General features: G+C 51.1%; 11 protein-coding genes. 2 read left to right on the top strand and 9 right to left on the bottom strand.

Translation table 11 applies throughout. The features are described from left to right. Positions 1–7 precede the first annotated feature (7 nt). Positions 8–466: an HIT family protein gene (locus QC815_RS06805; RefSeq protein ID WP_309767664.1), complete on the top strand. Its 459-nt coding sequence runs from the start codon at positions 8–10 to the stop codon at positions 464–466. A 144-nt stretch (positions 467–610) separates the two neighbouring features. Here QC815_RS06805 and QC815_RS06800 read toward each other — a convergent pair whose 3' ends face one another. The 4 genes from QC815_RS06800 to QC815_RS06785 all read right to left on the bottom strand — a co-directional run bounded on the left by QC815_RS06800 (position 611) and on the right by QC815_RS06785 (position 5275). Further along, positions 611–1420 (bottom strand): AraC family transcriptional regulator, encoded by an 810-nt coding sequence (locus QC815_RS06800; RefSeq protein ID WP_309767662.1) that lies wholly within the window; start codon positions 1418–1420, stop codon positions 611–613. An 890-nt stretch (positions 1421–2310) separates the two neighbouring features. Continuing rightward, the gene (locus tag QC815_RS06795; protein WP_309767660.1) at positions 2311–3423 is read right to left on the bottom strand and encodes an MFS transporter; all 1113 of its coding nucleotides are present in this window, start codon (positions 3421–3423) and stop codon (positions 2311–2313) included. Between the two features lies 1 nt (position 3424). After that, a complete protein-coding gene (locus QC815_RS06790; protein WP_309767658.1) occupies positions 3425–4366 on the bottom strand; it encodes a cytochrome P450 in 942 nt (313 codons plus the stop codon). 270 nt (positions 4367–4636) lie between these two features. Next, positions 4637–5275, bottom strand: coding sequence for a tRNA-dependent cyclodipeptide synthase (locus tag QC815_RS06785; RefSeq protein ID WP_309767656.1), 639 nt, complete (start codon positions 5273–5275; stop codon positions 4637–4639). A 413-nt stretch (positions 5276–5688) separates the two neighbouring features. Here QC815_RS06785 and QC815_RS06780 point away from each other — a divergent pair, with 413 nt between their 5' ends. Further along, on the top strand, positions 5689–6621 hold the full coding sequence (locus tag QC815_RS06780; RefSeq protein ID WP_309767654.1) for a LysR family transcriptional regulator: 933 nt from the start codon (positions 5689–5691) through the stop codon (positions 6619–6621). A 13-nt stretch (positions 6622–6634) separates the two neighbouring features. Here QC815_RS06780 and QC815_RS06775 read toward each other — a convergent pair whose 3' ends face one another. Genes QC815_RS06775 through QC815_RS06755 form a run of 5 tightly spaced genes read right to left on the bottom strand, consistent with a single transcriptional unit; the run spans position 6635 to position 11838 of the window. Continuing rightward, complete coding sequence (locus QC815_RS06775) at positions 6635–7510, bottom strand: VOC family protein (RefSeq protein WP_309767652.1); 876 nt, start codon at positions 7508–7510, stop codon at positions 6635–6637. After that, a complete protein-coding gene (locus tag QC815_RS06770) occupies positions 7507–9084 on the bottom strand; it encodes an aldehyde dehydrogenase family protein (RefSeq protein WP_309767650.1) in 1578 nt (525 codons plus the stop codon). The genes QC815_RS06775 and QC815_RS06770 overlap by 4 nt, the downstream gene beginning before the upstream one ends. Further along, complete coding sequence (locus tag QC815_RS06765) at positions 9081–10013, bottom strand: NAD(P)-dependent oxidoreductase (RefSeq protein ID WP_309767829.1); 933 nt, start codon at positions 10011–10013, stop codon at positions 9081–9083. The genes QC815_RS06770 and QC815_RS06765 overlap by 4 nt, the downstream gene beginning before the upstream one ends. Positions 10014–10033: 20 nt before the next feature. Then, positions 10034–11353 (bottom strand): TRAP transporter large permease, encoded by a 1320-nt coding sequence (locus QC815_RS06760; protein WP_309767648.1) that lies wholly within the window; start codon positions 11351–11353, stop codon positions 10034–10036. Continuing rightward, positions 11350–11838 carry a TRAP transporter small permease gene (locus tag QC815_RS06755; RefSeq protein ID WP_309767646.1) on the bottom strand — a complete coding sequence of 163 codons (489 nt, stop codon included), beginning with the start codon at positions 11836–11838 and terminating at the stop codon, positions 11350–11352. Before QC815_RS06755 ends, QC815_RS06760 begins: the two co-directional genes overlap by 4 nt. Positions 11839–11851 lie beyond the last annotated feature (13 nt).

The raw sequence follows: 11851 nt of genomic DNA, 5'->3' as shown, positions 1-11851 counted from the left end.
ACTGAATATGAGCTGTATCTTTTGTGAGATCGTGGCCGGTAACGTTCCATGTCACAAGATATGGGAGGACGCTGATCACATGGCCTTTCTTTCCATTTACCCGAATACGCCTGGGTTTTCAGTGGTCATCCCGAAGCGTCATATTTCCAGCTATCTGTTCGCCCAAGATGACGATGTCGTGACGTCGTTGGTATTGGCTTCAAAGCGAGTGGCCTTGTTACTTGATGATGCATTGGATGATGTTGGGCGTACGGGAATGATATTCGAAGGCTATGGCGTGGATCATTTGCATGCGAAACTGTTCCCTATGCATGGAACGGGTCAACATTCAGCGTTCAAGCCCATTGCATCAAGCGTGGAAAAATACTTCCACAGCTATGAAGGCTACATTTCGTCTCATGACTATAAACGCGAAGACGATCACGTTTTAGCGGATCTTGCTGCCAAGATCAGGGCGAATGCTTAACTGTGTCTGGCATGGTGACACCTTATATAGCGCCTTTTGCTGGTGTGAAGACGCGGTTCCAACTAGCTTGGCAGAGTGTGGGCCCCTTGATTGAGGAAAATGAGATAAAAACGCTCATTAGCGGCTACAGGGTCAGCGCTGACTTCACGGATTCAGGTGATTATTCAATCCCCCTCGCATCATGTTCTTGTAATGCCCAGGTGTTGCTCCAAAGGTACGACGAAAAAGCGCGATAAATGCACTAACATTTTCATAATTTAAATCTAATGCAATTGTTGTTACGTTCTTCCCGGCAGCGAGCATTTCCAGAGACTTCAAAAGACGAGCTCGTTGACGCCATTCAGTAAAATTAAATCCTGTCTCTTTTGTGAAAAGTCGCCTCAGTGTGCGCGAAGACACTCCAGCCCAAACGGCCCAGTCTTCTAAGCATCGATCATCGCCCGGATTGTCGGATAAGGCCATAGCAACTTTCAAAGAGCGAGTATCTTTGGGGAGAGGTAACCCTAGAGGTATATTGCGCATAGTTCGAATTTCATCAATAATAACATTCGCTAATCGTATTTGTGCTGGTTCAAGCTCTTTATATTCCCAAAGCGTCGCCCTATTAACTGCTTCACGCAATAATCCCGATAGTTCCAGAACACACTGTTTATCGGGAAGGTCGGTGCATGCAGGTTCAGCCACGTAGATACTCCAGCCATTAAATGGGCCGTGTGAACCAAGAAGGCTATGTTTTACATTGGGAGGTATCCATACTCCATGAGTTGCAGGCACCACCCATCTACACTCCCCGGCATCAATTGAAATTAACCCATGAGTGGCGCCAAGCAATTGACCGCGCGAATGACAATGACTGCCTGTCTCCCTCACATCATTAGATCGTTTAATGACAGACATGATAATAGGCGCTTCTTCAGAGGAAGCAAGCTCTGGCGGTATCATAGGTAATGTCATAAAGAAGTTGCCTGAAGGGTTTTGCTGAAAAGTCTATAAGCTCGATGTAGTAATCTCAACAAATTTGCAGTTATATCCTAATATGTCGGCCCTTATCAGCTATGAAGAACGCAGCGCTCTAAAGCCTGTTTTCATCCTTGATATAGCTCATCGATGCCATTTATGGGTGGTTAGTGGGATTGCAGGTTGAACGTCGAATCAGCTCTATAATCAATGCTGACGATTGGCATAAATTGCCCTGTTCGTTATACCAATCGTCAGGAAAGCAATGCTTTGCCCAGTGATATTACCGACAGGCTGTAAATACTGATCTAAGCGATCATTCGGGCTTCGAAGACCGCCGGACTGGTCATACCAATCGCACTGCAATGACGCTGCTGGTTCTAGTCTATCACGATATATTTAAATACCTGCTGCGGCATGGCTCTCCGCTTCTCGAACCGTTCGCTATGAATGTAAGCGATCCACTATCCTCATCCGGCCCTTTTGCAGCCTTGCGTCCATCAAGATTAGTTTAGTCGCTGCGAACGGCGTCAGACTGGAGTTATTACCACCTAGAGATACGATAATATATATCTTGGCGGAGTAATAATTTAAATAAATTTTCATGTGGTAGAGCTATCGGTTAGATGCTGTCTTTTTAAAAAAACAGCAGCGATGATGGATAGCAATCCAAATAACATGGATAAGTAAGAAATTATTTGATAAGCTTCATGTGAAGAGATTACACTTGTTACAATAAGGTGAATCAAGTATCCTGATAAAAGCCCACCGAATGCACCGCCGATCTGTTGCGCTACTCGAGTTATGGAGCTAGTATCATGAGTATATTTTTTTTCACCGAATTCGAAAGGTGCTGATAAAGTAGAGATAGTTGCAACCCCTAACCCCTAACCCCTAACCCCTAACCCCGATCCGCGAACAATCAGGCCGAGGCTTTCAAAAAAAATACCTCCTACTTCCATGATCCATATACCCATAGCAGATACTATCATGCCGCCCCCTATGATCAGGAATACGTTATAGTCATTTATTTTATTATAGATAAACCTCCTTGAAAGCCAAGCACCGACACCTTGCAATGCAAGTAATCCCCCAATACACACAATAGAAGCATTTTGCTCATACGATTTTTGCAATGGAAAGAAAATGAGGAAGGTAAAAAATATAAAAGAAGTCAGAAACCCCATGGTTATAGAAGACGCGTATTCTTTACTTTTAAATTGACCAAGATAGATAACCTTGTTGCTTGATATGTTGTTGAAAAAAACTGATATTAACAACAAGGAGAAGCCGATAAGTAACACTGGTTTATAAACACCTTGAATACCGGGTTGCGAAAAAAGCATCTCAATTGAGATGAATATGCAAGCTAATGATATAAAGAATAATAAAAAAACGAATAGATTGAATTTTTCTCTTAATCGTTCAGTGGTAGGTATAGCTCCATGCCCGATTGCCAGTGAAATAGATATGATCGGGATGTTGATAAAGAATGCCACTCTCCAGTTGAAACTATCCGTAATAATCGCCCCCACTACGGGTCCCAATGCGGGAGCGAATACGGCGGGCGTGGCAACTAAGGCCATCATTGATTTCAATCTTTCTCTGTTAAATTGTATGGCGAGTGCTGATTGACTTACTGGCATTAAAATTCCAGCTCCGATACCTTGTAAACATCGGGAAGTAATGAGTAAAGTCATGTTCATAGATAAGCCCACGAGAATTGATCCTATAAGAAATAATGACATGGAATAAAGCCATGACACCTTTATTCCAAACCTTTTATTAACAAAGGGTGATAGCAGTATGCCTGCTGAACAGGAGATCATGTAAGCTGTAATAGTCCACTGCATGTGGATGTTGGATCTACCAATATCTTTAGAAATGCTGGGGAGAATAACATTTACGATGCTGCTATCAAGAAGAGGTAATATGCTTGACAACATCATTGCAAAAACTAGTTTTTTCTCTTGGTCGGTTTTGAATGGTGTGTGTCGCATATTATATCCTTTCCAAGAAATATTTTGTTGCTCCCCTTGTGTAAATGCCGCCAAATTCAGGAGGTTTTACTTCCTTATATTTTTCAACAACAGGAGTTAACTTCTGTAGTGCAATGCTTAGTTGCATGTTGGCAAATTGAGCACCAATGCAAGTATGCATCCCTGCTCCGTAAGAGATATGTCTTTTAAACTTTCTTAAGGGGTCGAAGTTGTTCGGTGCATAAAAATACTTATCATCTCTGTTAGCTGAGGGGATTAGACAAAATATTAAGTTTCCTTCTTTGAGATTTATTCCTTCAAAACAAGTATTATTTTCTATTAATCTCGGAATTAAATGTACGGGCGGGGAGAGTCTTAGACTTTCCTGCACCACACTGTGGTAACTACACGAACCTTCTGCTAGATGGTCTATACAGTTTCTGTTTCGGTATAAATAATAAATGCAATTAGCCAGCACTTTATCGACCGGTTCAGATGCGGCTAATAGAATGTTTAATGATAAAGTGACAATTTCGCTATCGCTTAGTTGATCATGGGAATCATTTTTATTTATAATAAAGGATATGATATCATTGCCTGGGTGTGACCTTCTTTCGCTAATCAATTCTAGTATCGCAACTTCAAGCTCTTCTGATGCTAATAGTGCAGCTTGTATTTTTTCCTCGGTCAATTCAAATCCGGTTGCAAACGATGCTATTGCGCTTAGTCTTTCCAAGAACCAATCGATCCTTTCGTGGCTTATCGAAATCAAATTGAATGTAGTTAGCAAGGAAAATTTCTTTCCAAAATTTGAAGTGAATTCAAATGATTTTTTTTGGTACAGCTCATTTACTAGCGAGTCACACAGATTGGTAATAATAGGTCTATAATGATTTTTGAGTATACTGCCTGTAAGATTTCGTCTTATGATTGAATTCTTTATTTTATGTTCATCGCCTTCCATCTGAGCAAGAACCTTTCCTCGCATCACTGGTTCAGCTCTTTCTGCTAGCGGTTTTGGTGAAAAAATATTTGAGTTAGTCAATGTATAATGTATCGCATCATAGCTAATAGCTAGATATGCATTTAGAGTTTCGTCGTAGAGTATGTTTTTTCTCTTGTCCAGTGCATTGATATAAGCATATGGACTTTTTTGTACTCTCCCGATAGGATGCCAGGGAAGTGATCTGTTGTAGAAAGCATGATATCTTCTCCTGTTTGATCTCTGTATTACTTAACATGCATGATCTTTTATAACTATCTTTGTCGCTGATTGTGGTGAAACTGGAAGCTTCTCATCGAAGAGGTAGTCAGCTACCGGCCAAGAGCAATAATATGAGATATGTATATCATTATCTGTAGATAGCAATGCCGAAGGTGCAATAAGAAATGGTATTTCTCTTATTATATACTCCGACGCAATATCAATTTCCCTTTGCGTAACTTTGCCATCTTTATTTGTAGAATCTTTCCTTTTATTGATTACTTTGTAAGTTTGCTTGGCGCATATTTCGTAAAACTCTTCATTTTTCTCATAACATTCTCTTATTTTTTCTACGTAGCTTTTGTATAATTCTTTTGCATAAAAATCTGAAAATTTTAGTATCTTTCCAGAAGATAATGTGTGTCCTGACTTTTCAAGGTAATCGTTAGTTATTCTTTCTACACGATTGAATTCTGCCCTTGATTTCTTTTTTGCCTTATTGCTTTTATTGCCGCATCCCATTAAAAGATATCTAGCCTCTTCGTGAGGATGCAGTACGTCTACGTAGCTGTAATTTTCAAATCCCCATTCAAGCATTTTTCTGATGTATTTATCATTGAACTTTGAGTTGAAAGGACTGACCCCGAATAACACGTGTTTTTCTTTCACTTTGGAGACCCCATTGCTTTTGTAAGGTGATAAATTTTCTCAGCTATATTGGTAGTGGCATAACTGCGAAGCTAGTTGGTTAAATTAGTGTTTTTAAATCTTAAGCAATGGTAGTTGCGTTTGCTAAGCCATTTCGGCCATTTGATATTCTTTTCCGGCCAAGTCAGGGGCACTGCTTGTTACACCTTGCTATCTGGCGCTTGCAATGCCTGCGGGAGGTGGGTTCGTATCGTACTAATCAGTCGGTCACCCTGGATATCGACGGCTTGCCGGTTGAGGTCTTCGGCCACAAGGGCGTCACCAATGTGGCACAACGACGCCTGAGTAGGGTTGGGGAGCACACCACTCCATTGTTTACTGATGATCAATGGGATGCTCTAGTATTCCATTCAACGTTTATAAGGTGAATGAGAGTGGAAATTCCTCATCAGCGGCTTATCTATTTCCAACTGACAGTTGAAACTGGTTCGGTACGCCGTGCAGCTGCGCGGCTCGATATTGCCGCATCGGCTGTCAGTCGACAGCTTGGCCTGCTGGAGTCGGCATTGGATGCTACGTTGCTCGAGAGGCGGCGTGATGGGGTGCGGCCTACGCCAGTAGGAGAGATGCTGCTTGACTATTGTTCGCAACGTACTGAACTCGATCGCCATTTTAGCGATAAGCTGGATGCCTATCAGCGGCTAGAAACAGGGTTGATTTCACTCCGTGTTGGGGAGGGATTTGTTGGTGATCTGATTGATTATCCTCTACGTGAATTTACTGAGGCACATCGTGGAATCCGTCTGGAAGTTGACACGGGCAGTACCCGAGAGATTATCGACGCGGTCGTCAATGATGAGGTGCACATTGGTCTGATGTATCATGAGCAGGTGCATCCGCATTTGCGCTTTTGGCATTCGACGTTGCAGCCTCTGGTACTGTTGATGTCGCCAGAACATCCCTTGAGCGATGCGGCATCGCCTGTAACATTGGATGTACTGAGTGAGTATCCCCTCGCTCTCTGGCATCCGGGGCATGGTGTTCGCCAGCTTGTTGATGAGGCTTTTAGGGACGCAGGCAAACGCGCCAAAGTCGGGATTCAGACGAGCTCACTCGAAGTTCTCAAACATTCGGCACGGGCTGGACTGTCGCTTACTTTGCTACCAAGGTTTGCAGCCGCAAAGGAACTGGAGGAGGGCACCCTGGTAGCTCGAGACGTAGTAGGGCGGCGTTTCGATCAAGCCAATGCTCATATAGTGACGCGAGTGGGAAGGCGCATGCCTCGGTCAGCGTTGCAATTACTTCGCCACCTTCAGCATTGGATGAGCGCCTTCCGGTGCATTGAATCTCCTCGCGTTGATGAATGATTGCCATTAGCCGTTATATGGACTCTTCGAAGCGGAGTAAGGTCCCGCCGAGCACCTCGGGCGGAATGTCGCAGCATTGAGGCGATATCTCGGCAAAGGTGATGCTTTGCGATACCCAGCACTGCTTTGCCGTCGTCAAAGAGGTGCATTCAAGGCTCAGGGCGATGCCTCGTGTCGGCCCTTCGTCGATCCCCTCGATCAACGGGAAGCGTTGCCGGATAGCCGTCGGGGAGAGCAGGTATCCAGTGCCTTTGTCGGTATTGAATCGGTAGCCACCATCACATGGTTCGACGTTCGATTCGCCGTGAATGCTGCGCATCATTTCTGCATCGCGGTGAGGGTGGTGGCTGATATACCACACGGCGGTGATGCCCTTGGCGGTATTCGGATGACGCTCAAGCGATGGGTCGGACCGGAACAACTCCGGTCGTAACTGCTGGCAGAGGAATTGGGCGAGGTAAGGAGCCTGCGCATCGTGAACGATGTCGAGCGATACGCCGACTTCCTCTGCGCGGCCGTCCGGCAGGTGGGCCAGCCGACTAAATACGATAGGCGGCGGCGGATTGGCGCCACGCTGGATCAGCGTCTGGTGATCTTGAGACATGTCCTCGCTTTCGAGCGCCACCATGGCGATTCCCTCGCCGATCTGAAGCCGACCGGCTACCTGCTGCCCGAACTGGAAGCCGTTGTCATCGCGATAGTCGAGCAGTTCGGGGCGTCCGATGCCGATCAGCTCGATGAAATTGTCGGCGAAGAATAGCAAATGATTGTCCGTTCCCCAGGGGTGCTGGTGCCGTGGGTTGAGCTTGAAGCCGAGCCGCCGGGCTTGGTCGGCGGCGGTTTCTAGGTCGTGGACGGCGATCAGGGGATGATCAATGCCAAAACTCATCGGCTGCTCTCCTCTTGCGGCGATTGTCCATCTCCATAGCCCATGGCGGCCGTGGCCTTGGGGGCGGTCTCGACCCAGACGCTGCGGGGAACGCTGTATTCGTGCAGGCCGTCGGGGCCACTGGAGCGGCCGTAGCCACTGTCACCGAAGCCGCCGAAGGGTGACATCACGCTGATGGTCTTGTAGCTGTTGATCCAGACGGTGCCGACTCGTAGCTGGTGGGCGACGCGCATCGCCTTGCCGGTATCTCGGCTCCATACCGCTCCGGCCAGCCCGAAGCGCGTGCCATTGGCCAATGCCACGGCGTCCTCTTCATCCTGGAAGGGCATGATGACCAAGACCGGGCCGAAGACTTCCTCGTTGGCGATCGCCATGTCGGGCGTGACGTCGGTCAGGATGGTGGGTGCCAGGAAGTAGCCATCGGCGGCTTCCGCCGGCAGGTGGGTCGGGGGCTTGCCGCCGGTCAGCAGGGTGGCTCCCTGGGCTACCGCCTCGTCGATGAGCTGGTGAACACGGCTTAACTGGGCAGCGTTCTGCAAGGGGCCCATGCGCGTGGCTTCGTCATCGGGCAGGCCTACGGCGATTGTTTCCGCCGCTCGTGCCAATCGCTCGGGGAATTCCGTCATCAGGCTTTCCTGGAGCAGCAGGCGCGAGCCGGCCACGCAACTCTGCCCGGCGGCAGCAAAGATCGCCGCCTGGGCGCCGCTCACGGCATCGTTGATGGCGGCATCCTCGAAGATGATATTCGCCGATTTGCCTCCCAGTTCCAAAACGCTAGGGACGAGGCGTTGCGCCCCGGCCTCGGCGATTCTGCGCCCTGTCTCGGGAGAGCCGACGAACACCAGTTTGGCAATGTCGGGATGTGAGGTCAGGGTCTTGCCGGTGGTATGGCCCAGGCCGTTGACGATGCCGATCAATCCTCTGGGAAGACGGCCGCCCTGTTCGAGCAGCATGGCCAGTATCGCCGAGGTCAGCGGCGTTAGCTCCGAAGGTTTGAGTACGGCCGCATTGCCGGCAGCAAGAGCAGGAGCGAGCTGCCAGCCGCAGGTGAACATTGGGGCATTCCAGGGCGTAATCTGACCGACGACGCCATAAGGAATACGCTGGACGTAGTTGAGGTGGGAGGTGGGCACGTCGATCACCTCGCCATGCTGCTTGTCGCACCAGCCAGCGTAGTACTCGAACATCTCGCGGACCTTGCCCACTTCGCCGCGACAGTCTCGCACGGGTTTGCCGGCGATCAGGCTTTCGAGCCGAGCCAGGCTTTCCTCATGGCCTTCGAGACCGCGCGCGGCATCCTGTAGACGTCGGCCTCTTTCGCTGGCGCTAATCGCGATCCATGCTTTCTGCGCTTCGACTGCGGCCTTTACGGCCTTATCGACCATGTGGTGGCCCGCATCCTGGTACTGGAGTAGCGGCAGGCCGGTGGAGGGGTCAAGTAGCGTGATGCTTTCACCGGTGCCCTGGACGAGCTGGCCGGCGACCCAGTTGGTCGAGGGCGCGTCGGGGTCCATGCCGTAGGCGTCGAGAAACTGCGCAACGGTGTCGCGAGCTCGCTTGTTCAGGGTGTTCATTGCTGATCGTCCTCTTGGCATTCGGTGGCGTAGAGATTGGCGGCCTCTAGCATTTGGCGTGTGATGCAGTTGAAATCCTCGGTATCGGGAAGCGACTCGGGATCGGCATGCCAAGTGTCCATGACGCGCTGCAGTAGACCGTCCGGCTGGCCCAGCGCGTGAGCGGTTTGCTGAGCCAGACGCAAATCCTTGCGCATCAAGCCCATCGTGAACCCCGAATCGAAGCTGCCCGAGAGCACCCAGCGGGGGAAATTGATCTCGCTGACGGCGCTGCGTCCGGAACCGCTGTTGAGTCCTTGCAAGCAAGCCTCGGGGTCGACTCCAGCGCGGCGTGCCATGGCAACTGCTTCCGCAGTGGTGAGCAGGTGGGCGGCACAGAGGTAGTTGTTGGCCAGCTTGACGACGTGGCCGCAGCCCGGACCGCCGACATGGGTGGTCTTCGCGGACATGGCTTCCAGCACTGGGCGCATGCGCTCCACGGTGGAAGCGGCTCCTCCCAGCAGCATGCCTAGTTGGCCATTGATGGCGCCGGCAGGCCCGCCACTGACAGGGGCATCGAGCCAAGCCAAACCAGCGGCCTCGACTTCGGCAGCCAACTGGCGGGTAATGACGGGATCGCTGGTCGACGTGTCCATGATGACACTGCCGGCTGGCGCTCGGTGGAGCAGGCCAGGCGCGTCTTTCAGGACTCGACGCACATGCTCCGAGGTCGGTAGCGAGAGGAGGTAGACATCGCTGTGGCCAATCGCTTCCGGGGGGAGGGTCGTGATGCCTTCATCGCTCAGCCGCTGCCGAGTGTGGGCGTCGATGTCGCTTCCCTGGATGGTGAAGCCGGCACGATGAAGCGTGAGGGCCATGCCTCGCCCCATGTTGCCTAGCCCAATAACAGTGATGGTCATAGTCATCAAAGTGATCTCCTTTTTGTTGATGTCCGTTGTGCGGTTCGTGGTTAACCGATACCCAGCAGCCAGCGTGGCAGTGCAAGAGAAACCCAGGGCAGGAACGTCACCAGCATCAGAATGGGCAGGTGGCCCAGCAAGGTGAGCTTGAGCGTGGGAACGAGGTACTCGGAAAGTTGGCTCTTGCCGATGCCACCGGCCATGAACAGCAGCGGAGCGCAGGGGGGCGTGACATTGCCAAGTCCTAGGTTGGTCCCGACGATGGCGGCAAAGTGCAGGGGGTGAAGACCGAGCTGCTGCGCTATGGGCCAGAGCACTATGGCGGCCACGATGCTGCCGGAGACGTCATCGATCAGCATGCCGATTGCCAGTAATACCAGGTTCAGGATCAGCAGGGTTGCCCATGGCGAGTCGGTTATTCCCAGTAAAATGTCGCTGATCTGACCGGGTATCTGCTCGAGAAGCATGGCGCGGCTCATGATCGCCAAGGCAAACAGGATGACGATGATGGCGCCGGAAATGCGCGCGGCATTGATGATTTCCCGGCCGATGCTTGCCGGGGTAAGCCCGCGATAGACCACGGTGCCGATGATGATGACGTATCCCACTGCGACGGCGGCGGCTTCGGTTGGCGTGAACAGGCCGCTGTAGATGCCGCCCAGCATCAGGATCGGCATGAACAGTGCCCAGGCTGCCTGACGGAAGGTAAGCGAGACCTTCTGCAGGTACGTCCTGGTGTCGAGCGAAGCGGCGACTCGGCCGCCAACCACCCGTGGTGTCGGCTCGGCGGGGGCGAAACGCATGTTGAGCAGGCAGTACATCAGGGCGATCAGTATGCCGGGAACCAGCGTGGCGAGAAATGCGGCGGTGACCGGGATGCCGGTCATGAGGGCAAAGACGATCATGGGGATGCTGGGCGGGATCAACTGGGCCAGCACGGAGGAACAGGCGACCAGAGATACCGCATAGCCGCGGTCGTAGCCGCGATCCGTCATGCGCTCGATCATCAACCCGCCGATGGCGGCGATGGCTGACGAGCCACTTCCGGCGATGGCGCCAACCAGCGTGCAGGCGATGACGGTAACGGCACCCAGTCCACCTCGAAGCCGTCCCACTGCGGCTTCGATGAAGGCCAGTAGCCGCTCTGCCACGCTGCTTGCCTTCATCAGCTGACCGGCCAGGACGAACAAGGGGAGTGCCAGAAGGGCGAAGCTGCCGACTTGCCAGAATGCCTGAGCCAGCATGTAATCCAGTGGGCGTCCGGACATCCAGATGAACGCTAGAGCGCCCATGCCGAAGGCATACGCGACGGGAATGCCCGAAAGCAGCAGAAAGATGGTGGCGCAGAGAAGAAGGCTGAACAGCATCATGCCCGATGCTCCCCTATCAGTCGTAGACACTGTTGCAGCGTAAACAGGGTGGCCAACAAGAAACCGCATGCCATGGCAGCGGCCCACAGCCAGGTCGGCCAGCTCATGTATGTGCTGGTTCGGCCGGATTCGAACAATGACAAGGTGTATTGCAGGGCCAGCCAGCAGAAAACGGCATTGGCAACGAGTGTGAATCCGGTTTCATAGAGGGCTAGAAACCACTTGCCGCGGGATGACGTCACCAGTAGGTTGGCGATACCGCCGCGGATTTGTTCGCCGGAACGGGTTGCCAAGGCCATGCCGAGGAAGTAGAACCAGACGCCAAGCAACACGCCGATTTCCTCGACCCCAAGGAAACCGCTTTCCATCACGTAGCGCATGATGACCTGGGCCAGCATTAGCCCCGTCAGAGCGATACCACCGAATATAGTCATGCCGTTCACGCAACCTATCAAGCTGGTGAGGTTGAGTTTCGAGGAGGTCATAGGGTGTCTCCAG

Source organism: Vreelandella gomseomensis (assembly GCF_031451645.1).
Classification (GTDB): domain Bacteria; phylum Pseudomonadota; class Gammaproteobacteria; order Pseudomonadales; family Halomonadaceae; genus Vreelandella; species Vreelandella gomseomensis.
The sequence above is the reverse complement of the archived record's forward strand: the minus strand, read 5'-3'. Positions and strand labels throughout refer to the sequence as shown.

Bases quoted from the DNA above. Each gene is read 5' to 3' on its own strand.
- QC815_RS06805 (WP_309767664.1), top strand. From the start codon at position 8: ATGAGCTGTATCTTTTGTGAGATCGTGGCCGGTAACGTTCCATGTCAC.
- QC815_RS06800 (WP_309767662.1), bottom strand. From the start codon at position 1,420: ATGACATTACCTATGATACCGCCAGAGCTTGCTTCCTCTGAAGAAGCG.
- QC815_RS06795 (WP_309767660.1), bottom strand. From the start codon at position 3,423: ATGCGACACACACCATTCAAAACCGACCAAGAGAAAAAACTAGTTTTT.
- QC815_RS06790 (WP_309767658.1), bottom strand. From the start codon at position 4,366: ATGGAAGGCGATGAACATAAAATAAAGAATTCAATCATAAGACGAAAT.
- QC815_RS06775 (WP_309767652.1), bottom strand. From the start codon at position 7,510: ATGAGTTTTGGCATTGATCATCCCCTGATCGCCGTCCACGACCTAGAA.
- QC815_RS06770 (WP_309767650.1), bottom strand. From the start codon at position 9,084: ATGAACACCCTGAACAAGCGAGCTCGCGACACCGTTGCGCAGTTTCTC.
- QC815_RS06760 (WP_309767648.1), bottom strand. From the start codon at position 11,353: ATGATGCTGTTCAGCCTTCTTCTCTGCGCCACCATCTTTCTGCTGCTT.
- QC815_RS06755 (WP_309767646.1), bottom strand. From the start codon at position 11,838: ATGACCTCCTCGAAACTCAACCTCACCAGCTTGATAGGTTGCGTGAAC.